This is a genomic window from Porphyromonas sp. COT-108 OH1349, assembly GCF_000768755.1.
Lineage (GTDB): Bacteria > Bacteroidota > Bacteroidia > Bacteroidales > Porphyromonadaceae > Porphyromonas_A > Porphyromonas_A canoris.
The window spans coordinates 1-24,596 of record NZ_JRAH01000021.1 but is presented as its reverse complement, the minus strand read 5'-3'; the positions used below and the strand labels follow the sequence as shown (position 1 = coordinate 24,596).

General features: G+C 43.9%; 18 protein-coding genes, 4 tRNA genes and 1 rRNA gene. 10 read left to right on the top strand and 13 right to left on the bottom strand.

What is annotated here, in order from left to right; all coding sequences use genetic code 11:
• Positions 1-986: 986 nt before the first annotated feature.
• The gene (locus tag JT26_RS05715; RefSeq protein WP_036847468.1) at positions 987-1,352 is read right to left on the bottom strand and encodes an MmcQ/YjbR family DNA-binding protein; all 366 of its coding nucleotides are present in this window, start codon (positions 1,350-1,352) and stop codon (positions 987-989) included.
• Between the two features lie 359 nt (positions 1,353-1,711).
• Between JT26_RS05715 and pflB the strand changes: the two genes are divergently transcribed.
• Both pflB and pflA read left to right on the top strand, forming a co-directional pair.
• The gene (gene pflB / locus JT26_RS05710; protein ID WP_036847465.1) at positions 1,712-3,931 is read left to right on the top strand and encodes a formate C-acetyltransferase; all 2,220 of its coding nucleotides are present in this window, start codon (positions 1,712-1,714) and stop codon (positions 3,929-3,931) included.
• A gap of 17 nt (positions 3,932-3,948) precedes the next feature.
• A complete protein-coding gene (gene pflA / locus JT26_RS05705; RefSeq protein WP_036789182.1) occupies positions 3,949-4,674 on the top strand; it encodes a pyruvate formate-lyase-activating protein in 726 nt (241 codons plus the stop codon).
• Between the two features lie 489 nt (positions 4,675-5,163).
• Here pflA and JT26_RS05700 read toward each other — a convergent pair whose 3' ends face one another.
• The 7 genes from JT26_RS05700 to JT26_RS05670 are packed head-to-tail and all read right to left on the bottom strand — an operon-like array spanning position 5,164 to position 10,662.
• Positions 5,164-5,736 carry an electron transport complex protein RnfA gene (locus JT26_RS05700; protein ID WP_036789180.1) on the bottom strand — a complete coding sequence of 191 codons (573 nt, stop codon included), beginning with the start codon at positions 5,734-5,736 and terminating at the stop codon, positions 5,164-5,166.
• A gap of 34 nt (positions 5,737-5,770) precedes the next feature.
• Positions 5,771-6,370 (bottom strand): RnfABCDGE type electron transport complex subunit E, encoded by a 600-nt coding sequence (locus tag JT26_RS05695; RefSeq protein ID WP_036789178.1) that lies wholly within the window; start codon positions 6,368-6,370, stop codon positions 5,771-5,773.
• A 6-nt stretch (positions 6,371-6,376) separates the two neighbouring features.
• A complete protein-coding gene (locus tag JT26_RS05690) occupies positions 6,377-7,003 on the bottom strand; it encodes an RnfABCDGE type electron transport complex subunit G (RefSeq protein WP_036789176.1) in 627 nt (208 codons plus the stop codon).
• On the bottom strand, positions 7,000-7,992 hold the full coding sequence (locus JT26_RS05685) for an RnfABCDGE type electron transport complex subunit D (protein WP_036789174.1): 993 nt from the start codon (positions 7,990-7,992) through the stop codon (positions 7,000-7,002). Before JT26_RS05685 ends, JT26_RS05690 begins: the two co-directional genes overlap by 4 nt.
• 21 nt (positions 7,993-8,013) lie before the next feature.
• Entirely contained in the window at positions 8,014-9,348 is a 1,335-nt protein-coding gene (gene rsxC, locus JT26_RS05680; RefSeq protein ID WP_036789172.1) for an electron transport complex subunit RsxC, read from the bottom strand.
• A 24-nt stretch (positions 9,349-9,372) separates the two neighbouring features.
• Positions 9,373-10,236: a Fe-S cluster domain-containing protein gene (locus JT26_RS05675; protein WP_036789170.1), complete on the bottom strand. Its 864-nt coding sequence runs from the start codon at positions 10,234-10,236 to the stop codon at positions 9,373-9,375.
• 3 nt (positions 10,237-10,239) lie between these two features.
• Entirely contained in the window at positions 10,240-10,662 is a 423-nt protein-coding gene (locus tag JT26_RS05670; protein ID WP_036789167.1) for a SoxR reducing system RseC family protein, read from the bottom strand.
• Positions 10,663-11,464: 802 nt separating this feature from the next.
• On the opposite strand from JT26_RS05670, the gene JT26_RS05660 reads away from it, so the two are divergent.
• Both JT26_RS05660 and JT26_RS05655 read left to right on the top strand, forming a co-directional pair.
• Entirely contained in the window at positions 11,465-12,103 is a 639-nt protein-coding gene (locus JT26_RS05660; RefSeq protein ID WP_036847456.1) for a porin family protein, read from the top strand.
• Between the two features lie 219 nt (positions 12,104-12,322).
• Positions 12,323-13,066, top strand: coding sequence for a hypothetical protein (locus JT26_RS05655; protein ID WP_036847453.1), 744 nt, complete (start codon positions 12,323-12,325; stop codon positions 13,064-13,066).
• Positions 13,067-13,257: 191 nt separating this feature from the next.
• Here JT26_RS05655 and JT26_RS05650 read toward each other — a convergent pair whose 3' ends face one another.
• Both JT26_RS05650 and JT26_RS05645 read right to left on the bottom strand, forming a co-directional pair.
• Complete coding sequence (locus JT26_RS05650) at positions 13,258-14,865, bottom strand: Rne/Rng family ribonuclease (protein ID WP_036789163.1); 1,608 nt, start codon at positions 14,863-14,865, stop codon at positions 13,258-13,260.
• A gap of 364 nt (positions 14,866-15,229) precedes the next feature.
• Complete coding sequence (locus JT26_RS05645) at positions 15,230-15,535, bottom strand: HU family DNA-binding protein (protein ID WP_255359386.1); 306 nt, start codon at positions 15,533-15,535, stop codon at positions 15,230-15,232.
• 450 nt (positions 15,536-15,985) lie between these two features.
• On the opposite strand from JT26_RS05645, the gene JT26_RS05640 reads away from it, so the two are divergent.
• The 3 genes from JT26_RS05640 (at position 15,986) to JT26_RS05630 (ending at position 19,747) form a co-directional block, all read left to right on the top strand.
• Complete coding sequence (locus JT26_RS05640) at positions 15,986-18,616, top strand: TonB-dependent receptor (RefSeq protein WP_036847450.1); 2,631 nt, start codon at positions 15,986-15,988, stop codon at positions 18,614-18,616.
• 293 nt (positions 18,617-18,909) lie between these two features.
• Complete coding sequence (locus tag JT26_RS10175; RefSeq protein WP_052089666.1) at positions 18,910-19,635, top strand: DNA alkylation repair protein; 726 nt, start codon at positions 18,910-18,912, stop codon at positions 19,633-19,635.
• Between the two features lie 37 nt (positions 19,636-19,672).
• A tRNA-Val gene (locus tag JT26_RS05630) sits at positions 19,673-19,747 on the top strand.
• Between the two features lie 196 nt (positions 19,748-19,943).
• On the opposite strand, the gene JT26_RS05625 is transcribed toward JT26_RS05630, so the two are convergent.
• The 3 genes from JT26_RS05625 to JT26_RS05615 all read right to left on the bottom strand — a co-directional run bounded on the left by JT26_RS05625 (position 19,944) and on the right by JT26_RS05615 (position 23,726).
• Positions 19,944-20,017: transfer RNA gene (locus JT26_RS05625), tRNA-Asp, on the bottom strand.
• Positions 20,018-20,210: 193 nt separating this feature from the next.
• Complete coding sequence (yidC, locus tag JT26_RS05620) at positions 20,211-22,079, bottom strand: membrane protein insertase YidC (RefSeq protein WP_036847447.1); 1,869 nt, start codon at positions 22,077-22,079, stop codon at positions 20,211-20,213.
• Between the two features lie 36 nt (positions 22,080-22,115).
• Positions 22,116-23,726, bottom strand: coding sequence for a CTP synthase (locus tag JT26_RS05615; RefSeq protein WP_036847444.1), 1,611 nt, complete (start codon positions 23,724-23,726; stop codon positions 22,116-22,118).
• A gap of 258 nt (positions 23,727-23,984) precedes the next feature.
• On the opposite strand from JT26_RS05615, the gene JT26_RS05610 reads away from it, so the two are divergent.
• From JT26_RS05610 to JT26_RS05600, 3 genes are all read left to right on the top strand, one after another.
• Positions 23,985-24,058, top strand: a tRNA-Arg gene (locus tag JT26_RS05610).
• Between the two features lie 87 nt (positions 24,059-24,145).
• Positions 24,146-24,218, top strand: a tRNA-Lys gene (locus JT26_RS05605).
• 290 nt (positions 24,219-24,508) lie between these two features.
• Positions 24,509-24,596 (top strand): 16S ribosomal RNA (locus JT26_RS05600); the annotation flags it as partial.

Sequence of the window (24,596 nt, the reverse complement as noted above, 5' to 3'; positions counted from 1 at the left end):
AGCAGTTAAGCCCGATCACGCCGATGGTACTATGCAAATGGGAGAGTAGGTAGCCGCCACTTGAAGAGAAGGAGAGAGACATGAACCGTAACAGGAACATGGCTCTCTCCTTTATTTTTGCAGGTTTGCCGGCTTTACTGTTTTTTCCTCCTCATTCCTTTTTGCTTTTTCTCCACTCCAAATGAAAATAGGGATGGAACTCTCTGTTATCTTCTCTTTAATCTTTTTTGCTCTTTCCATAATGCAAAGAAGAGAGTTATTTCCCCTTCAAAACACCGCTCTTCAATCCTTTTACCCTCCTTCATTTTTTTTCTTTATCTACCTGTTTGCATCTCCTTATTTTGACTTTTTTCTATACCCATCTGTCTATTTATCCGTTCTATTCTATTTATTCATCCTCTTTTTTCATTTTTCTTTCGCTCTATTTCTCTCTGCTTTTTGGTTTACTTTCCCTCTTCATCTTTTTCTCTTGATTTTTTTTTGTTTGTTCATTCGCCACTTTTTTTGTTTCATATTTTCGCGAGGAAAGCGGATAAGAGAAGATAGAGGAAGAGAAAGTAGAATTTGTATATTTGAAAAGGAGAAAGGGAAATGGTGGAGACTGTGAGAACTTGTATGTAAGAGATAGATGACAGGATATTTTTTTCTTTTCATCGTACAAAGTAGTGAAGAATAAAAAATGAGAACATAAATAAAAGAGGTTGTATATTAGGGGAATAGGAATTTTATAAAGACAAAATAATCTCTGCTTCTGAAGAAAAAATGAGTTGCTAAGACATTATCTTCTTGTTTTTTATTGGGTTAAAGAAGAGCAAACATAGGAATGTATTCGGAGGAGGTAAGCACAGCGGTACAACTCTTCCTGATAACACAAGAGACCAAGCATCGCTAAAAAAAATATTGAGATGCTTGGCCTCTTAGTTTTTTAGTTGCTGCAATGTCTGCTTTGTCTTTATGGGTTTATGAGTCAAACATATTTTTCGCTTTCAAGAAATATTCAGAGTATCTTTCAGGCGTTTCGGGAGCTTATCAAGAATAAGCTGATAGGATGCTCTGATCTGTTCCAGAATATCGGCATCGCTCATATCTCTATTTATATATATCGTATTCCAGTGCCTTTTATTCATGTGATACCCAGGCACTACGGCATTGTAGTGCATCCGAAGATCTTCAGCCAGATCCGGATCGCACTTCACATTAAAGCGGACACCATCTTCGTTGTTCAAGGGGAGTAGCATAAAGACTTTGTCGAAGAGTTTGAACACGATGACATCAGGACCAAAAGGAAGATCTTCCGTAGTGTAAGGGAGAGATAGTGCAAAGTCTCTCAGTTTTTCTATATCAAGAGCCATTATTAGGTGTATTGGGTTATCACAAAGTTAGCATCTTTGTTTTTGAGTTCAAGAAAGTATGTACTGTTTTTTCTATTCAAGTTTCCCTTTATATATCACTGTTGTGGAAACATAAATTAACTATGATTGTAAGTCTGATTTTTCGAAATAAATCTGTTGATTGCCTGTAAATATTTATATTGGGACTATTATTACTCTATTTTTAATAGATTTCTCTCGAAATTACTTGTTTTATTAACTTATATTTTGTTCTTGGTGTTGCTCATCTATCTTTTACCTATTATCTTTGCACTGCATCTTGAACAGGTATTCAATATGCAAATAACACAACCTCATCTAACAAATTAAAAGAAAAAGACATGGACTTCAAGAAAGGCTTATGGAATGACGAAATAAATGTTCGTGATTTCGTAGTAAGAAATGTAACTCCCTATAACGGAGATGCTTCTTTTCTTCAACCTGCATCGGAGAGAACAAAGAAAATCTGGAGCATCTGTACTGCTGCTCTGAAAGAAGAACGAGACAACAACGGTGTACGCTCGATAGATCCTAAGACTATTTCGACCATTACATCTCATGCCCCCGGATACATCGACAGAGAAAACGAGGTGATAGTAGGTCTTCAGACAGATGAACTGCTTCGCAGAGCCATCAAGCCTTTTGGTGGAATCGGTGTCGTGGACAAAGCATGCGAGGAGAACGGTGTACATTTGGACGAAAAAGTAAAAGAGATTTTCCACTCTTATCGCAAGACACACAATGATGGAGTATTCGATGTTTATACTCCGGAGATTCGTCTGTATCGTTCACTTGGTTTCCTTACCGGTTTGCCGGACAACTATGCACGTGGTCGCGTGATAGGAGACTACCGTCGTTTGGCTCTCTATGGTGCGGATCGCTTGATTGAAGCTAAGCAAGAAGATCTTAACTCTCTGCTTGGATTTATGTCCGAAGAACGAGTTCGATTGAGAGAAGAAGTCAGCGAACAGATCAAGGCTCTTAAGGATATCAAAGTGATGGCACAGTCTTACGGCTTCGATGTTTCCCGTCCTGCCACATCGGCACAAGAGGCTGTTCAGTGGGTTTACTTCGCTTACCTTGCGGCAGTGAAAGAGCAAGACGGAGCTGCCATGTCTTTGGGAAATGTTTCTTCTTTCTTGGATATATATATAGAGTACGATCTTACTCACGGTAAGATTGACGAAGTTTTTGCGCAGGAGCTTATAGACCAGTTTGTGATAAAGCTGCGTATGGTACGCCAGTTGCGCATGAACTCCTACAACGAAATCTTCGCAGGAGACCCTACATGGGTTACAGAGTCTATCGGAGGACGCTTGCAGGACGGAAGACACAAGGTAACGAAGACCAGCTTCCGCTTTTTGCAGACGCTTTATAACCTTGGACCTTCTCCCGAGCCCAATATGACAGTCCTTTGGGCACAAGATCTGCCACAAGGATTCAAGGATTTCTGTGCACAGGTATCCATAGACACATCCTCCATTCAGTATGAAAATGACGACTTGATGCGCGGTGTAAGAAAGTCCGACGACTATGGTATCGCATGCTGTGTGTCATTCCAGGAGATTGGTAAGCAGATTCAGTTTTTCGGTGCAAGAACCAATCTTGCCAAAGCACTTCTGTTGGCTCTGAACGGAGGACGTTGCGAGTTTACCGGAGAAGTGGTCGTAAAGGATATTCCTCCACTCAAGAGCGATGTTTTGGACTTTGACGAAGTGATAGCGAACTACAAGAAAGTCCTTGTGGAAGTAGCACGCGTGTACAACGATGCCATGAACATCATCCACTATATGCACGACAAGTACTACTACGAAAAAGCACAGATGGCTCTTGTGGATACCAATCCTGCCATCAATCTTGCGTATGGAGCAGCCGGTCTATCTATCGTAGCAGACTCTCTTTCTGCCATCAAGCATGCCAAAGTAACGGCTTTGAGAAATGCAGACGGTCTTACGGAAGAGTTCAAGATAGAGGGTGAGTTCCCATGCTATGGTAATGACGATGACCGCGTGGACTCTTTGGCAATAGAGGTTACCCGCTACTTCAGCGATCTTCTAAAGGCTCTTCCTGTTTACAAGAATGCCGAGCCTACACTCTCTATCCTCACCATCACTTCCAATGTGATGTATGGAAAGAAGACCGGTGCCACTCCTGACGGACGTGCCAAAGGCGTTGCATTTGCTCCGGGAGCCAATCCGATGCATGGTCGTGATGAGAATGGAGCTATCGCTTCTCTTTCTTCCGTGTCGAAGATCGACTATTCCGACTCTCTCGACGGCGTAAGTAATACGTTCAGCATCGTACCTCACTCCTTGGGTTCAAACAAAGAGGAGCAAGTGGAAAATCTTGTAAGCATGATGGATGGATACTTCTCCAAGATGGCTCACCACTTGAATGTGAATGTCTTGAACCGTGCCATGCTGGAAGATGCAATGGAGCATCCGGAAAACTATCCTCAGCTGACCATCCGTGTTTCCGGATATGCCGTAAACTTTATCAAGCTCAGCAGAGAACATCAGTTGGAAGTTATCTCTCGTAGCTTCCACAAGAGAATGAGATAATCATTTACTTCGCAGTTATGCTAAGAATACACTCATTTGAATCAATGGGTACTTTCGACGGGCCGGGACTCCGGCTCGTCGTCTTTATGCAAGGATGCAATTTCAAGTGTGCCTATTGTGCCAATCCCGACACCATCCCTTTCACCAAAGGACGCAACATTGAAGAGAACGAAGTGGTGCGTCGTGCCATAAGCGAAAAGGCATTTTTCGGAAAAAAAGGAGGTGTTACGTTCAGTGGCGGCGAGCCCATGTTGCAGGCTCGTCTTCTTATTCCCATCATGAGACAGCTCAAAGAGAACGGCATCCATATCTGTGTGGATACCAACGGAAGCATCATGAACGAAGATGTCAAGGAGGTGTACAATCTCATAGATATGGTACTGTTGGATGTGAAGCAGGCAAACAATGAAAAGCATCACGAGCTCACGGAACACTCTTGCGACCAGGTTTGGAAGACGGCAAAGTATCTCGAAGAGATCAATATGCCTGTACGCCTCAGATGTGTGATGGTTCCCGGATTCAACGACTCGGAAGAGGACATCCGACTGTTGTGCGAAAAGTATTCTCCGCTCAAGAATATCGACCGGGTCGAGATACTTCCTTATCACACTTATGGCGTCCACAAGTACGAAACCATGGGATGGGAGTACAGACTCAAGGGTGTTAAGGAGCATACACCGGAGCAGATAGATCATTTTACATCTCTGTTCCAAGAGTATTTTACGAACGTCTGGACGCAGTAAATAGCACTTATCTCGTGTCGGCAGCACACTTATTCCGTGAGAAAGAGGGATGATCTTCGGATTTATCCTCTTCACTACACCTCTTGCTTACCGGATTTGCGGTGGCATCCATGGGTGTTTGAAATCTCCTTTTCGAGTGTTTGAATATTTCTGTAAAGCAGTTTAATAGTTTCTCCAAACAGGGTTATATCTTTCTTTTAGCCTGTTCGGAGGTGCAAATCAAGCCCCGATTTGTAGAGAACAAGGCTTGAATGGCAGGAGTCAAAGCGTGAATCTTGCCATTCAGGCCTTGATTTTATGATTTATCCGTGTTAAAAGAGTTCTGTTTTCGTGTTCAGAGCTGTTTTTGTCCCTGTTAAACAGAATTTATTTTCGTCTTAAAAAGAGAGTGTGTCAGTAGTGGGAACATCCGGGTAAAAAATAAGGAACGCCTCCTAAGTCATTTATTCAAACTCAGGAGGCGTTCCCTTTATATTGTTCAAGCTCTTGCTATACCAATCCGCCGAATCCCATGAAAGAGAGAGCAAGGATACCGGCAACGATGAGAGCGATGGGGATACCCTTGAGGGCTTTTGGCACATCTGTCTGAGCGAGCTGCTCACGAATGACAGAGAATATTATCAGTGCAATGGTATAACCTATCGCCGTAGAGATGGCAAAGGTAAGGCTGCGGAGCAGGTCGTAATCTTTTTGTACGATGATAATGGCAGTACCGAGTATCATACAGTTTGTGGTGATCAGAGGTAAGAATACTCCCAATGCCTGATAAAGGGCAGGGGAGATCTTTTTGAGAATGATCTCTACCATCTGAACCAGAGCTGCAATGACAAGGATAAACGATATTGTCATCATATAACCCAGATCGTACGGTACCAAGATAAAGTGATTGATCGCCATCGTAACCAGTGTAGCTATCGTAACCACAAAGGTTACCGCAGCTCCCATACCCAATGCGGTGGAGAGCTTTTGAGATACACCCAAAAACGGACATATTCCAAGAAATTGGGAGAACACGATGTTGTTCACCAATATGGCTGAAACGAATATGATGAAGTATTCCATACTGTTTTGTTTTTATCTGTTGAAAGATTGTGTGTTATGCCTTAGACTTGTTGCGAAGGGTGTTGATGATGGCAATCAGATAGCCCAAGGCGATGAATGCTCCGGGAGCAAGAACGAATACCAACGCTCCATACTCTTCTCCCAAGCCCGGAACCTTGTACCCGAATGCGTGCCAAGTGCCAAGAAGTTCGCGCACAAGACCGAGCAGTGTAAGTGCCACAGTAAATCCGAGACCCATGGCAAGACCATCCACGATAGAGGATAGCGTGCCATTCTTAGCGGCAAAAGCTTCTGCTCTACCAAGCACAAGACAATTCACCACAATAAGTGGAATGAATAGACCCAAGCTTTCGTACAGAGCCGGAAGAAAGGCTTCCATGGAAAACTGAACGAGGGTAACAAACGTTGCGATGACAACGATGAAAGCCGGGATACGAACTTTGTCCGGAATGAGATTCTTGATAAGAGAGATCACCAGATTGGAGCAGATGAGTACGAACATAGTCGCCATTCCCATACTGAACCCATTCATGGCAGAAGAGGTCGTTCCCAACGTGGGACACATACCCAAAAGGAGGACGAAGATAGGGTTCTCGTCCACGATTCCGTTCTTTAATGACTTTAATATATTCATGGCTATTTATTCTTGTTCACTTTCTGTTGATGGTGATGGAGCACTGTTTCTGCTTGCAACGAACTCTTTCTGTGCAATGTGCGCACGGGCTGCGGCATCAAGGAATGCACGGCTGGAGATGGTGGCGGCAGTTATGGCATCTACGTCTCCCTGGTCTTGTTTCACTTTCAGATCGCCACCGTTGAGATTTCTTCCCAGTACGGACTGGTTGCCTTTCTCTGTTTTGAACCAGTCTGTCATCTTTGTACCAAGACCGGGAGTCTCTTGCATGGATAGCACGGAGTAGTTGATGATGTTTCCTTCCAAGTCGAAACCAAACAGAATAGAAACGTCTCCGCTGAATCCTTTATGTGTAACGGACTGCACGGCAGTGGCTACAAGAGCTCCGTCTTTCGTTGCAGGAAAAACCGACAAGCTGTCTGTTTCTACGAGAATCTTTACTTGTTCTTGATAGGGTGAGTTGTCAAACTCCGGTGTTACTTCGCCTATCGCACGCTCCAAAGCTGCCACTTTGGACTGCGCAATGATATCTTTGGTGCCATTGTAAACGAAAGACAACAAGGCCGAAGCTACCACACATATAATGGTAAGAGATAAGAACATATTGGGCAATGTGGATCCTAACTTCTTCATTTCGCTACTTTACCTCCAAAGTGTTTAGGTTTAACATACAGGTTGATAATGGGTGTGATACCATTCATAATGAGAATGGCAAAAGACATACCTTCCGGGAATGAACCGAAGACACGGATAAGCATCGTGATGAGACCTATGCAGACACCATAGATGAGCATCCCGTTCTTGGTCATAGGAGATGAAACGTAGTCTGTAGCCATGAATATCGCTCCGAGTAGCATACCTCCCGTTAGAAGGTGTACATCAGGAGTAGGATAGACGGTAGGGTCGTACAAATACAATGCTCCGGCAAAGATGGCAACGGTACCGAGTATCGCTACCGGGATATGCCATGTGATGATCTTCTTTACGAGCATATAGACGAGACCCAAAAGGAGTGCAATGGCACTCACTTCCCCAAGAGAACCTCCCATTTGACCCAAAAGAAGGTCGAGAGTATTGGGGATCATGTCCAGGCTGTTGCCCTGTATGCCCATCTTTACACCTTTCAGTATTCCGAGCGGGGTGGCTCCGGACTCTACATCAATGTATTGAGTCCATTGGAGAGGCTTGGGCCAAGAGGTCATCTGTACAGGGAAAGAGATCAGAAGTACCACGCGTCCGAGAAGTGCGGGATTGAATATATTGCATCCCAAACCTCCAAAAGACATCTTCCCGATACCTATGGCGATGAATGCACCCACGAGGATAATCCACACAGGAAGGTTTGAGGGGAGGTTCAGAGCGAGCAACAAGCCGGTAAGAATGGCACTGCCATCGGTGATGGTAAGCTCGTCACGACGCAAGAGATACTTATTGATAAGATATTCGGTGGCTACACATCCCAAAACGGATGCTATGGTAACGACGACCGCACCCAGTCCGAAGAAATAAAATGAGGCAAGAAGAGCGGGTGTGAGAGCTATGATAACCCCATACATATTCTTCTCTATACTGTCTCCACTGTGTATGTGAGGAGAGGGAGATACCAGAAACTTATTATCCATTAGTCTGATTGTGTTTAGTCTTTAAGATTTACGGGAGCGGATGATGCCCATCACTTTCTGCTTGCCTAAGCGTATTTCATCGAGAAGAGGGCGGTTTGCCGGACAGGTGAAGCTACAAGAGCCACACTCTATACAGTCCACTATATTATTCTTTTCGGCTTCGTCCCAGTTTTTGAACGTTACATCACGCATCAAGAACGCAGGATTCAATCCCATCGGACACACTCCGACACATTTCGTACAGCGAATACAGTTTCGCATAGGCTTACGTTTGGTGTCCGCTTTAGGCAGTAAGAGCACACCGCTTGTACCTTTGGTCACCGGCGAAGAGGTTTGAGCCAATGCTTTACCCATCATCGGTCCACCGCTTACAATCTTTCCAGTGCCGGCAGGAATCTCTCCAACGTGGGAGATAAGAGAAGATAGCGGTGTGCCGATCCTGACCATCAGGTTGGACGGACGAGCCAATCGTTTCCCGGTAATCGTTACAACCCGTTCCACGAGAGGTTTGTTTTTTTGTACAGCCTCGTAAACGGCAAATGCTGTCCCCACATTCTGAACCACGGCACCCTCCGAGATCGGAAGCTGTCCGCTCTTGACGGCTCTCTTTGTTACGGCATCTATGAGCTGTTTCTCTCCTCCTTGCGGATATTTTACCTTTAGAGGCTGTATCGTGATACCTTTATATTCCGATGCTTTCTGTGTCAGGAGAGCTATCGCATCCTTTTTATTGTTCTCTATGCCTATCACTGCACGATCCACTCCGATGGCTTTCATCAGTATGGAGGTACCCACAAGCACTTCGTCTGCATACTCCAACATGAGACGATGGTCGGATGTAAGGTACGGCTCGCACTCTACCGCATTGATGATCAATATCTCTGCTTTGCTGTCTTTAGGAGGCATAAGCTTGACATGAGAGGGGAATGTGGCACCTCCCAAACCCACTATACCTGCCGCTGCAACCTTATCTATGATCTCTTTTGATGAGAGATTGCACTCCTTTATAAGCGTAGAAGAGCGATCGATACTCTCTTCCCAAGTATCTTCGTTATCGCATTCTATGTATATCGCAGGCTTTTTATATCCGGAAGCATCCACTATATCGTCGATCTTCACAACCTTTCCGGATACTGAGGAGTGTATGTTTGCGGAGATGAAACCGGCACTTTTACCTATGAGTGTACCCACTTTTACGCTATCTCCACGCTTTACTACCGCTTCAGCCGGAGCACCAATATGCTGTCCGAGAGGTATGGTTACCGTACTTGTGGTATGGAATACTTCGATAGGCGCATCCGCACTAAGCTTAGCTTCAGGAGGGTGTATCCCTCCTATTCTGAATGTCTTGAGCATATCTTTTGCTTTATTCTAAAAGTCTTATACTTGTTCTGTCTTGGCTGCCGGACTCTCTGTCTCTTCTACTTTTGGCTTAGGAGGAGGAAATCCGATCTCGTGTATCGCTTTGGTCGGACAGACCGAAACGCACTTGCGACAGAGACGACACTTCGTATGATCTATGTATGATAGATTGTTTGCAATGGTAATGGCTTCAAACTTGCACTCCTTAAAGCACAGAGAACAGCCGATACAAGCGTTGGCGCAAGCCTTCTTCGCAACGCCGCCTTTATCTTTATTGACACAGGAAACAAATACGCGTCTGTTTTTAGGCCCTTTCTTGCGCAGCTCTATGATGAACTTCGGGCAGGCTTTTACACAAGCACCACAAGCGGTACACTTATCCTGATCTACTTCAGGCAGTTTCGTTTCCGGATTGATGGATATGGCACCGAAGTCGCACACTCTGACGCAGTCTCCGAGACCATGACAGCCGTAAGAGCAGTTGGTCTCACCGGAGTAGAGAGCTGTGGCTACCGCGCAAGAAGATACGCCGTCAAAGGTATTTGTCCTTGGTCTGGCATCGCAGTTCCCATTACAGCGAACCACTGCAACCAATGGTTCGGACTGAACAGCCGCAAGCCCCAAAATATCTGCCACTTTTGCCATAGTTTCCGCACCGCCAACCGGGCAGAATAATCCTTCCAAAGAAGAAGCTTTGGCACAAGCAGAGGCAAATCCTCCACAACCGGGAAATCCGCATCCTCCGCAGTTTGCACCCGGCAATGCCTCTTGGACTTCACCTATGCGCGGATCTTCTTCTACATGAAACTTCTTTGATACAGCATAAAGCAATGCCGCCCCCGAAGCCCCTAAGGCTCCTAAAAATGTAATAGTAAGAAACATATCTTATTCTAACTTTTTCAAAGTGTATTGATACTTCTTGGTGAAATAAGCGTTGCACAACTTAAGGATGACAAAGTACACTACCAATGCCCCCAATGCCGTAATGTAGCTCACAGACTCTGATACCAAAAAGAAGTGATTGGCTATGAAAACAATCCCGACCAGCAGTACCAGAGGAAAGACAAATGCAAAAAGTATGGCATGATAAACGTTGAACAGTGGTTCGAGGCTGACTTTGTCTCCGGGTTTATAGCTTGCCGCATGGGGTGTCTGCACAGAAATGTCTATATGTCCTACATCGGAGGCAAGGCAAGCCCCTTTGGCATGACACTCTTTGCAGGCGCTGTTGCGCTCCATACGCACATATACCGTATTGCCTAATGCTCGAGATACTATTCCGCTCTTACATGTACTGGCTTTTGTCATTGTGGTAGATTAAGTAATAGTAATGCAAAACAAAAGTAAGTTTTTTTACTTAAATAGCCAATCCTCAAGATCACTATTTAGCAATAGGATTACCTTATCCTTATGTTTTATCTTGCAAGAAAATGTAGCTTGTCTATGTTAGTGTAAATTTCCCTACAAATGGGGAGGTCTATTCCGAGGGACAAAGGTAGTAAAAGGAAAATTAAATAAAAGCATCTTGATACACTTTTGGCAAGACAATCTTCTTTTTTCCTCTTTTCGTGCCGCGAAGATCCGGAATAAGAGGATACTTTTTTTCTTGTCGAGAATATAAAAGAGTCTGAACCCGTTCATAAAATGAGCTGAACGTTGAAGAAAAACAGATTGAACGTGTACAGAGTTATAAATCAAATCTTTATTTGTACACTTCAAGGCTTGATTTGTAGCAGTCGGCTCCCGGTTTTCAGAAATCAAACCTTGCTTTATCTTCTTTAATCTGTTCAGGTCAAGTATTGAAAGTGATAAGAGCAAGTTTTTTCCGTATTAAAACCTCTTTGCAAATGCTTCGTGGTGTGAGGTGGAAGGATTATGCCCAAGACCTCTAAACAGATTCGGCAAAACTCTATAAACAGATGTCGGGGCATCCGGCAACTTGCCAAAATCCCAACATTTATCATGCCTAACTTCTATCTGTCTTTATTCTTGGATTGTCTTCTCCTGTTATTTTTGCTTATATTTGCGAGAGAGGCATGTTGTTTTTGTGTCTCTCATACATGGTAATCAAGTGAAAACCTTGACAGTAGTAACACTAAAAAATGAAATTATGAGAAAGATTTTAACCTTAGCTTTTATGCTTTTCTGTATGACTGCCGTTGCTCAAAATCGTCCGACATTTATTGTCCAAGCCGGATATCAGGGAGCCAATCTTACCGATGCAATAGATGTAAAGATGCTCCATGGATTTCGTGCAGGAGTTACCGTAGACTACGCATTTATAACCTTACCCACTTATGAACTTTCTTTGCAAACCGGTCTCAACTATTCGATGAAAGGGTATTGGGAAGAGACACACATTACAACCGTGGGAAAGGTCAAATCTACCAACAGACTTCACTATTTGGATTTGCCTGTTCTTATCAATAGCAGATTCAAACTTTCTGATACTTTCAATGCTTTTGTCAATGTCGGTCCGTATATTGCTTATGGATTGTCCGGGAAGTATACTGTGGAGACTAAGAAGGGAGATAAAAAGACAGATGAAGGTAATCTCTTTAAGGGAAGTGGTGATGAAAAGTCTAAACTGTATCCTTTTGACTTTGGTGCTCAAGTAGGTGTCGGTGTCGAAATGAATCGTATCATGCTTGGTGTCGGAACTCAATATGGGCTTGCTAAACTTCTCAGAGACAGCGGCCGAAGTGCCAAGAATATAAGCTTCTATGCCTCTGTTGGATACAGATTTTGACGAAGCATAGGTCCCGATAGGTATAAAAGATAGATATTGAGGCAGAGAGCGGAAGGTCGGTCCGTCTCTCTGCCTTATTTTTTATCTTGTCGGTACATAAACGAAACAGCCTTTACACTCATGTTTCTAATGTCTATCCATGAGGAAAAGAGCTCTTTGTTTCTTCTTTCCGACTACTTTTTTTACATTTGTGCCGCATAATTGAAAAACAATAGCAGAATGAAAAGGAAAAACGTATTCGGAATCTTACTCATGCTCTCTTGTATGGCTGCATTTGTGAGCTGTTCTCAAGAGACAGATACTGATGATAGAGGATTTATGAGTCAGGCAACAGTGGCGAAAAGTAAAGAGGGCAAGTATCTGTGTTATCTCGATGGCGGAGGTATCGTTACCTCCAAAAGTGCTGTCTTGGACGGCATAGAGAGAGGATACTTTGCTTTTATGTATAAGGAGTATCAGCGTAAGACTTCAGGGAAGAAAGAGCTGTTTATAGACGATGCCGTTGTTGCCGGGTTTAAGAAATACAGAGTGGCTTACCCTTTGACCATCAAAGAGGCAAAAGAAAGAGGTATCACAGATCCGGAAAATAGAGAAGAGAACACAGAGTTTCTGCTATCCGGTGCGTGCCGTGGCTTCTTTGATGTGGTAGTTGCTACTTCTGTTCGGAACAGATCTACGGGGGAAGTTGCAGGCACGAAGGTATATCTTGTCTACGATCCGGGCAATCAAACTCCCAATACGTTGATGTTCAAACTTTATCGTAATCCCGGAGTATCAAAGACATGGACCGCTAAAGAGATCGTTAAGGAAACAGTTTCTTACGATATTTCATCCTTATATTCGCTTCAAAACTGGGCGGACTCGGTTACCATTATCGTGGATGGAGGTGAAGAAATTCAGCCTTTTAAGATCAGCCGGAACGACTTTATCAAACCGGACATAAACATAGATCTGAACAATTAGAGGCAGATTGCACTTCTCTTTGTGCCGGACAGGGGAGAGGACAGATCGCTTTCCCAAAATGGTAGAAGCCGGACAGAAACCGGCTTAAGAGCTCAAGGAGCAGCCGGTCATCATCACAACAGCCTAAACAAAAAAGGTTAGCCATCACTCTTGGAGGCTAACCTTTTCTGTTGTTTTAGGTTTGACAAGAATCAAGCATCGCTCTCTTTCTCCTTGACATCTATTTCAAGGAAATGAGAGAGGTCGTTCTTTTCATTGTCTATGTATGAAGCTTCTACAATACCGAGAGACTGGTTGGGAACAATGGTAAGCCCTTTGCCGTACTTCTTTCTCCATTTGGCTTGTATGGAACCGAATGAGAGGAATCCTTTGGTCAGGTATGCCGCTACGAATGGATGCACGTGTACATCGAGTTTATTGACATTCTCTTGCTTCATGAGCACTTCTATGTTGGACTCTACTTCTTCAACGAAGAACAGTGTAGACTGTATCTTGCCTCGTCCTCCACAGGTCGGACAATCTTCTTTGGTGGATACCGTAGTGGATGGTCGCACACGCTGACGAGTGATCTGCATCAAACCGAACTTGCTGAGGGGCAGTATGCTGTGCTTAGCCCTGTCGGAAGCCATCACTTCGTTCATGTACTCGAATAGCTTTTGCCTGTTGGCTGCTACTCCCATATCTATAAAGTCCACCACAATGATGCCTCCAAGATCTCTTAAACGGAGTTGCCTTGCAATCTCTTCCGCTGCGGAGAGGTTTACATCTATGGCTGTATCCTCCTGATCTTTGCTTCCTCTTGCCCGGTTTCCGCTATTGACATCTATCACGTGCATGGCTTCGGTCTGCTCTATAATAAGGTATGCACCGCTTTTATAGGTAACCGTTCTGCCGAATAGGTTTTTGATCTGTTTCGTGATACCGAAATGGTCGAATATCGGAGCTTTCTCTCCGTAATATTCTACAATGCTTCCGCGTCCCGGATCTATGAGTTCAATGTACTCTTTTGTCGCATCCAGCACATTCTTGTCATTGATATAGATGTGCTTGTAATTGGAGTTGTAGGTGTCTCGAAGCAGGCTCAGGAGTCTGCTTGTTTCTTCGTGGAGAAGCAGGTTTTTAGGCTTCTTTGCCAATGTTTCCGCTGTATCTTCCCACTTTTTGATGAGAGAGCGCAACTCGTAGTCGAGTTCTGCCACTCGTACTCCTTCGGCAGATGTCCGTACTATTACGCTTACATTCTTGGGCTTGATGCTCACCACGAGCTGTCTCAATCTTGCCCGTTCTTCTGCAGAGCGTATCTTCTGAGATACGGAAACCTTGTCTTGGAATGGGATCAGAACCAAATATCTTCCTGCGAAAGAGAGTTCGCCCGACAGTCTTGGACCTTTGGTGGAGATGGCTTCCTTGGTAATCTGTACCATCACTTGGTCTCCTGCTTTCAGAATGTCGGCTATAGCCCCATCTTTGCTGATGTCCTTCTCCAGCTTCATCTTCTTCCAAGATGGCTGGTCCCCACTCTTCCCTTTGTTTTTCTCTACGTCTTTGAGAAAAGATTGTACCGAAAGGTACGATGCTCCAAGGTCTCTATAGTGTAGAAAAGCTTCTTTCGGGTGGCCTACATCCACAAAGGCCGCATTGAGTCCGGGCATTATCTTTTTGATCTTGCCCAGATAAATGTCCCCCACGGCGAAAGCCACATTTTGTTTCTCTCGCTGAAGTTCTACCAGCTTATCGTTTTCGACAACGGCGATAGATACTTCCTTGGGTTGTACGTCAATGATGATGTCGCTTTTCACACGGAAAGTTTTGTTTGTCTTTTCTTTTCTACTTGGATTGGTGTGGTAACAAAAAGAACAAACGCATTATCTGAAGGTTTACTTTAGATTGATGCGTTTGTTCTACCTTATGCTACCTTAGTTAGATGTGCTACTCTAAATTGAAAAGCCGTTAAGCTGCAATCTTGAGGTAGCGAACAGAAGCTCACATCTAAAGATGGCTTATTTACGCTTTTTATGTCTGTTCTTTCTTAGTCTTTTTTTCCTTTTATGAGTGGCCATTTTATGCCTTTTTCTCTTTTTTCCACTTGGCATGGTAGTAATGTTTTTTATGTTAAACTTTATCTTGTAGTAGTCTTACTTTGATCTAACAATGAGGAAAGCCTTATTGTTTGATTTTTGAAGTGAAAGTCTTAGATGGCTTGAATGCAGGGATCTTTCTCTCCGGAATTTGGATCGTAACGTTCTTGGAAATATCTCTTGCCGTCTTGCTGGCACGAGTCTTCACAATGAAGCTACCAAACCCTCTCAAGTAAACGTTCTCATCAGAAGCAAGAGCATCCTTTATAACTTCCATGAACTTCTCTACCGTATCCAATACGAGATGCTTTTCCAAGCCTGTATCTTTGGCTATCTTATTTACAACTTCAGCTTTAGTCATAGCTTTTTTCTGTGTATTATGTACTGTTATTAAAATATTTAGCGAGGGTCAAATGCCAACGGAACGCCATAAAAGAAGCCTTGAGGCTGAATAGCTGTTTCCGAAAGCGTGGTGCAAAGATACTCTTTTTTCTTAATAGTTAGCACCTTACTGCTACATTTTTTACTCCTAAACCTCTCTTCCTGTTCGGATAGGACGCTTTCCCTTGGTGCTGTTTCTTACCTTATTATATAGGGTCATGCGGAATGTTTTCGGAGGTGTAAGAATTTTCTTTGGGTATCGGATGGTCATGCGAAAGAGGGTCAACTTCCCTGTTTTGCTATTTTAACAAGACTGTTTTCGGGGCAGATCCTGCTCTGTGAGCTGTTTTTGAGGTTAAAAATACCTACTTGTGGGTAACATTCTGAAAGGATCAAATGGCTACCTTTGTTCCCGTTTAGTAGAAAAATACATATCAACAATAACTAATCATAAGTAATAATGAAAAAGAGTACATGTCTATCTCTGTTGGGCTTGTTCTGCAGTGCTACCTTTGGTGTAGGACAGGTCTATGCGACTCCCGACATTGAAGTAGAACAGCAAGCCAGAGTAACCGATGCGAACATTGTAGGACACGTGTTGGACTCAAAGACCGGAGACCATATCGCCGGAATCAGTATCAGGATTAAAGGAACACCTTTCGGTGCTTACACGGATGCTTCGGGACACTACCGAATAGTGAATGTGAAGCCCGGCAGGTACACCATCGTGATGCAGGGTACAGGATACCTTACTCAGGAGAGAGTGATAGACATCGTTCCGAAAAAGACTGTTGAGGTAAACTTTACAGCTGTGGAGGATGTGTTGAGATTGGATGAAGTGGTTGTAACAGCCAATCGTCAGGCCACTCTTCGCAAGTATGCTCCTACGCTTGTGAGTGTCATCGGTGAGGCTCATTTGAAACAGAGCAATGCGGTGAATCTTGCACAAGGTTTGTCTTTCCAACCCGGCTTGAGAGTAGAAAATAATTGTCAGAATTGCGGCTTCAATCAGGTTCGTATCAATGGTCTTGATGGACACTTCTCTCAGATTCTTATAGACAGCCGTCCTGTCTTCTCTTCACTTGCAGGCGTTTACGGATTGGAACACATTCCGGTGAACATGATTGATCGCGTGGAGGTTGTAAGAGGAGGCGGCTCTGCGTTGTATGGTTCTTCTGCCATTGCGGGTGTTATCAACATCATCACCAAGAACCCTACAAGCAACAGCTTCTCTTTCTCCAATAATCTGACATTCACAGGCGGCAAGACTCCCGACAACACTCTCGGTGTGAATGCGGCGCTTGTAAGCCCTGACGCACGTATGGGGGCGGTGGTGTTTGCACAGAGCAGAGACCGCTCCGCTTGGGATGCCAATGGGGACGGATACTCCGAAATGGGGAAGATCAACGGCAAGGCACTTGGTACGAGAGCATTCTTCAATATCTCTCCGACACAGAACCTCACAGCCGAAGCTCATACCATATATGAATATCGCCGTGGGGGAGATCATCTGGATCTCCCGGACCACTTGGCTTCCGTATCGGAACGTACCGAACACTACATCAACAGCGGAAACATCAAGTATGACCTCTTCTCGGAAGATACCAATCATCACCTGCAAGCCTATGCTTCCGGACAGATGATCAACCGCAACAGCTACTACGGAGGTATCGGCGATGGCGCCCTCGGATCTTTGGGCAAACCGACAGATCCTGCCAACTACGGCATCAACTACGGCTACACAAAGGGACGCACCTATATGGGAGGATTGCAGTATGAGTACAACATGGACAGGCTCCTGTTCATGCCGGCACAGTTCCTTTTGGGAACAGAGTACGTCTACGACAGCCTTTACGACATCATGCCTATCCGCAACTGGACTTTGGCAGAAGACGGCAAGACCAGCCTCTATCCTCCGCTCAATCAGGTGATACACAACTTCAGCCAGATAGGTCAGCTGGAATTCAAGAACGATATGTGGACCATTCTTCTTGGAACTCGTCTCGACCAAAACAGTGCCATCCGCACCGCAGACGGAAAGAGTGTCAAGCCCATTCTATCGCCTCGCGCCACACTTCGTTTCAACCCGAACAGCAGCATCAACCTTCGTGCCTCTTATGCCAAAGGGTTCCGTGCACCTCAAGTGTTCGATGAAGACTTGCACGTAGGAGTGGTTCAGGGAGAGGTTCAAAAGATCGTGAACATCCCCAATCTGAAACCGGAGTACAGCCACAGCTTCAGCTTGAGCTCCGACATGTACTTCAACACCGAAAGCGTCCGCACCAACATCTTGGTAGAAGGGTTCTATACCCGACTCATCGGAGCATTCAACACCGAGTACGTCAAGAGCGAAAACGGCTTCAAGATCTACAACCGCATCAACGGCTCCAATGCTACCGTATATGGTCTCAACCTCGAAGGAAAGCTTGTGTGGAACATCCTCTCCGTTCAGGCAGGACTTACACTCGCAAAGAGCCAATGGGACGTGGCACAAGCCACAGGAGCAGAACGCTCGCTCCTTGCCGGAGAAGACTCGGACAACCCTAAGAACATAGACACAGCCAAGGAGTTCGGGCCCAAGACCCTTGATGGCTTTGCCTTCAAAGTGGAAGACGGCAACCGCGTATATGACGAAACCGTGGAGATCCTCTCCAAAGACTTCATGCGCACACCTAACGTCTACGGATACTTCACCGTGAACATCAATCCGGTAAAACCTCTCAACCTCTCTCTCACTGCCAACTATACCGGAACCATGAAAGTGCCTCACGCCATCGAAGTGGGACGTATGTCTGCCGTGAAAGACATCGAACTCGTAAAGAGCGGACTCAGACCCGACACTCGTGAAGAAGAAAACGCACCGATGTGGGGCGTCGTAGAGCAGACACCGCACTTCTTCGACCTCGGAGCAAAAATCTCTTACGACTTGCGCTTCTTCTCCGCATCCACCCTCCGGCTCTATGCCGGAGTAAACAATCTTCTGAACTCGTTCCAGAAAGATTTCGACTCTCGCGGATTCCGCGACAGCGGTTACATCTACGGACCGACACAACCATTCTCCATCTACTGCGGAGCAGTCATAAAGTTCTAACAGAGGAGAAAACATACAGACAAAAAGACGGGCAGTGTCGGAGCGAATGCTCCGGCACTGCTTTTTTGTACCTGCATCCCACTCATCTCTCCCTTCCCCGGTTTCTTATGATTCTTTTCGAATTTTTGCTGGATAGTTAATTAGTATTTTCAGAGTTGGTAATTATCGTTTTTCGGATTGGTAATTGTCGTTTCGACTCAAAATCTGTGCAGTGGTTCCGGTATTAGTTATTACTTTTGGATAGAATTCATTTAGAAAGAGGTGTGTTGATATTTGTTTATTGTCTATTTATCATGATGAAAGGAATTAAGGAGCGTCTTTTGGAAGCATCGGAAGAGAGTATTCGGAGTTTTTCGGTCAAGCTTAAAGTTTCGGATAATCCGGAAACCGTCATCGGAGTACGTACCCCGGTGTTGAGAAAACTGGCAGGATCTCTTAAGGATGAGTATTCTTCTTTTGGCGCATTGCACGAGGAGATGGCGGAGCTGCTGCCTCTGTACTTTGAAGCGAAAATGGCGTATGTCTTTGCTGCCGTGAAGATGTGCCGATCGGAAGAGGAGTGGCTGCTGTTCTTCAAAACAATCTTGGTACATCTGGACGGATGGGCGGTGTGTGATGCTGTGCTGTCGGATGTGGGGAAGGTGTTGAAGAAAGATGTCGTGAGGAAGGCGTTCGAGTCCTGCTTCTCGCTTCGTGAGGGGTTGCCGCTGTATGGGATAAGGGTGTTTCTGACAATCAGAATGTATTATCACAAGCACGGATTGGAGAGTTTGGACGATATATTGGCAGATATCAATGCGACAAAACCGTTCTGGAATCATCTTACCATACGTCAGGCGGTCTCTTGGGCATTTGCAACAATTAGCATCGGGGAGTTTGAAGGGATATTGAGCAAGTGGTATATGCCGATATTGAGGAATGGTGATCGGACGGAGGAGGAAGATCTGACCATAAAGCTCTACAAGCAAAAGATGAAGGAGTCGAGACGGATACCAAGAGAATGGTGTGAGAGGCTTTAGTTTGGCAGACAGAGGGATTTTTGTAACTTTGGCATGCGAATCCTTAGCTCAGTTGGTTTAGAGCGCTGCCTTGACAGGGCAGAGGTCGCCAGTTCGAGCCTGGCAGGGTTCACTTAGTATAGCTTGATAATATAAAGGCTGAAAGTTTTCGGGTCCAAGAGAGATACATTCTTTCTTGGACCCGTTTTGTTTTATGTCTGTATGTATAATCTTTTGAGAGGAAGGTATGGAAAGGAAGAAGCTTTCTCTGTGTGAGATTTCTTTGTTATAAAAAGAAAAGGATGATAGCCTAAACTATCATCCCTTTGCGGTATGGACGGGACTCGAACCCGCGACCCCCTGCGTGACAGGCAGGTATTCTAACCAACTGAACTACCACACCAATCCGCAAACTATTTCTCTCGTTTGCGTTGCAAAGGTATGATAAATATTTTACTCGTGCAACACTTATCGCTAATTTTTCTTTGGATTTTATTCATCTCATAAGCTCTGAAGTTATGAGGTAAAGAAAAATCTCGCTTTGAAGCTGTATCAAAGCGAGATTCTTGAAACTATTTTTGTTTATTACGCCTCGTTTATTTGCGAGCCTTTTGTTTTTGAAGCTCCATTTGTTGTTTTTGAAGCTCTTCCATGCGTTGCATCCATTTGCTCTTCTTTATAGGCTTCTTCTTGTTTTCTTCCATCTTGGCAAGAAGTTTTTTTTCATTTACAAAAAGACGGAAAAGATAGGTTTGAAGTATGGTGATGAGCATGGACATCAGATAGTAGTAGGAGAGACCGGCAGCACTTTGGTTAAGGAAGAAGAAGAACATGATGGACATGAGGTATGGCAGCATCTTCATCCCCGGCATGGTGGTTTGTCCTGTACTTTGCTGACTGATATTCATATAAACAATCTGAACTATTGTCATCAATAGACAGAAAAGGCTGATATGATTCCCGATGAAGTCTGAGATAAGCGGAATATGAGTGCTCCATGAGATGATATCATCGTATGTAGAGAGGTCTTTAGCCCAGAGGAAACTTTCTCCACGGAGATTGATACTTGTAGGGAAGTATTGGTACATCGCTACAAGGAAAGGCATTTGAAGCAACATTGGAAGGCATCCTCCCAGAGTGCTAGCTCCTGCGCTCTTATAGAGATTCATTGTGGCTTGCTGACGCTTCATCATGTTGTCATCGCCCGGGTACTTAGCATTGATCTCTTCCACTTGAGGTCTGAGTACTCTCATCTTGGCTTGAGACATATAAGACTTGAGAGTAAATGGACTCAAGAGCAGCTTAATGATGAGGGTGAGCAGTAGAATGATAATTCCGTAATTGCCTGTTATGGTTTCAAGGAAGTTGAATATCGGAATGATGAGCCAGATGTTGATGAATCTGAACCAATCTCCCATGTCTATGATTTGGGTAATCTCGTTATCATTGCCCCAAACTTTATCTACCTCTTTTAGGAGGTCATAGTTATGAGGGCCGATGAATAGACTTAGTTTTTGATCTTTATCCGATACCGGAATGGTAAAGTTGGCAGTGAGCTTTTTTAGCATATCGCTCTCACCTTGTATCTGACTTTTAAGAGATACCTGCTCTATGTGTGCTGGGGAATAGAGAAGAGTAGAGAAGAACATGTCTCGGAATGCAATCCATTGAACTTTTCCATTTATTTCTTCTGTAACATCCTTACCTGTATTGAGCTTTTCAGTATCTTCTCCGCTCTTTTTGTAAGCCAGGCCACTGTATCTCTGTTCATTCTTTCCACTTTTTTCGTTTTGATAGACAGGGAGTGTCCATGAAGCGTCAAGATATGGTGTATTAGAAGCCAATACGGAAGAGAGATTATTGTACTTTATGTCTATATCCAACAGATATTTGTTTTGTAGGGTATAGATAATCTCCATGCCTATTCCGGAAGTGGCTTCCAAGCTGAATGAAACTTTATTTGGAGCTATCTGAGAACCCTTGAAGTAAAGATCCTTGGTTTCTATGATTCTGTTGCTTGCTGTAACAAGGGTATAGTTAAAAGAAGCATCTTCTGCCTTTATGAGCTCGATCGGGTTGCCATCATACTTATTGTACTTTTTAAGAAGAGCATTCGTGATCTGTGCTCCTTTGTTGGTCAATGAAATAGATATGGAGTCGTTTTCAAGTTTGAGTTCTTCTGCACTACCTTGAGACGCTGCAGCAAACTCTCCATATTTATTACTTGCCAAAAGAGATAGAATGCTATCTTTTTGTGTAGCAGAAAGAGAGTCGGGGAGAGAAGCTAAAGATTGTTGAGAATGTGTCAGACTATCCCCCGTGAGTTTTCTCTCTGAGAGGGAGGCTATTGAGTCCTGAGCACGATTATACGCTTCAATCTCTGCTTCAGATGGTCTTCCTACATATATAAATGCAATGAAGGCTATTCCAATAAGAATGAAGCCAATAAGTGTTTTTTTATCCATTAAATATCTGTTGTTTTTTTCTTTTCTATATGCCGATTACTTGCTGTTGCTGTTTATGCAGGCTTTCATGAATGCCATGAAAAGGGGATTTGGATTTATTACTGTACTTTGATATTCCGGATGGAACTGCACTCCTACAAACCACTTGTGATTGGCTATCTCAACCACTTCTACCAAGTTGGTGTGAGGATTAACTCCGGTAATACTAAGTCCCGCCTCTTCAAATTCTTTTTGATATTTGCTATTGAACTCAAAACGATGGCGGTGTCTTTCTGAAATGTTTTCTTTCCCGTATGCTTCAAAAACTTTGGAGCCCGGAGTAAGCTTGCACTCATAAGATCCAAGTCTCATAGTGCCTCCATAGTTGTGAAGATTCTTCTGCTCATCCATAATGTCTATTACAGGATGAGTGGTCGATGGATTTACTTCCGTGCTGTTGGCATCTGTATATCCCAATACATTGCGAGCAAACTCTATTACCATACACTGCATTCCAAGACAGATGCCAAGCGTCGGTACATTTTGTTGGCGAGCATACTTCAATGCTATCAATTTTCCATCTATTCCCCTTGAGCCAAAGCCTGGAGCGATGATGATACCATCCAAGTGAGCAAGTTCTGTTACAACGTTATCTTCTGTCAGAATTTCAGAAGAGATATATTCTAATTTCAATAGCTTGTGGTTGTATATCGCTGCTTGCTGGAGGCTTTCGTCAATTGATTTATAGGCGTCTTGTAACTCCACATATTTTCCTATCAATCCGATATGAATAGTTTCGCTGGCTGTTTTTGTTAGCTGTAGGAATTCCCTCCATGGCTTCATCTCAGGAGTCTCTCCCGGTTCAAGTCCAAAGTAGTTCAGTACATACTTGTCCATCCCTTGCTCTTGCAGAACGAGAGGAACTTCGTATATGGTAGAAACGTCGGCTGATTGGAATACAGCCTCTTTAGGTACATTGCAGAAAAGAGCAACCTTGCTACGAAGCTCCATGCTTAGGTCATGTTCTGTGCGAAGAACCAAAACATCCGGCTGGATACCGAGCTCTTGAAGTTGTTTTACCGAGTGTTGTGTCGGCTTGGTTTTAAGCTCTCCGGCGGCTGCTATATACGGAACATAGGTTAGGTGAATACACATGCAATTGCGTCCCAGCTCCCACTTGAGCTGTCTTACACTTTCTATAAAAGGTAAAGACTCTATATCGCCAACAGTTCCGCCTATCTCAGTAATTACAATATCGTATTCATTGTTAGAGCCTAAGAGTTTGACATTGCGCTTGATCTCATCCGTTATATGCGGGATCACTTGTACCGTTTTCCCCAAGTAGTCTCCTCGTCTCTCCTTTTTTATGACATTTTGGTAGATTCTTCCTGTCGTAATATTATTGGCACGAGTGGTGGGTATGTTTAGAAAACGTTCATAGTGTCCAAGATCAAGATCGGCTTCGTGTCCATCCGTAGTGACATAGCATTCGCCATGCTCGTATGGGTTCAGAGTTCCCGGATCTATATTGATATAAGGATCGAATTTTTGAATGGTCACCCTCAGTCCTCTGGCTTGAATTAGTTTTGCCAGAGATGCAGCTACGATCCCTTTTCCAAGAGAAGAGACCACGCCACCCGTAACAAATATATACTTAGTGTCTGCCACAATGATCAGTTTTTAGGAGTTAACTTATGAGTAGATTACGGAGTACAAATGTAACCATTTTTTACCGAAAATAGCCTTTGGCATATAAACAGTGTTATCTGTACAGTTTTATCTCTTTGTCGGATTTGAATAACTGTGTTTTGATTTTTTTGTGGTACCTATATTATTATATGTCGTTCTCTATTTTGTTTGTTACTTGCTTGAAATATCTCGTATATGTTTGAGATATTTCCTATCTTTGCTGACGGAAAAATAAAAGGCCTCGTAGCTCAGCTGAATAGAGCGTTGGATTCCGGTTCCAAAGGTCGTGGGTTTGAATCCCGCCGGGGTCACTAAATTTTTTCTTCAAGTTTTTCTGTTCTCCTGTTGCGAGTTCCAAAACTATTATTTAACTTTGCATCGCAATTGAGAAAAGGAATGACTCCGTAGCTCAGCTGGTAGAGCAAATGACTCTTAATCATTGGGTCGAGAGTTCGAATCTCTCCGGGGTCACGAAAGGTCGCCTATGAGTGAATAGGCGACCTTCTTTTTTTTGATTTCGGGTTTTGTAGAATAAATTTTCTCTGGGTGTTGTTTAATCGAAATATTGTTGTAACTTTGCACCCGCGAACGGGGAATGCCTGTTTGTAACTGAGTAGAGATCATAGACATATTGGACAATATACAACAAGTAGTACAAGGGACACTCCATTATAAAGTGGATATAGTGACCCTGTCAATTACCTGATTATATAAATAGAAGGAAGTAATACTGAGCATAGGAATAAAATAGAAACAAAATGACAAAGAAGAGTTTGATCCTGGCTCAGGATGAACGCTAGCGATAGGCTTAACACATGCAAGTCGAGGGGCAGCATAAAGTCAGCTTGC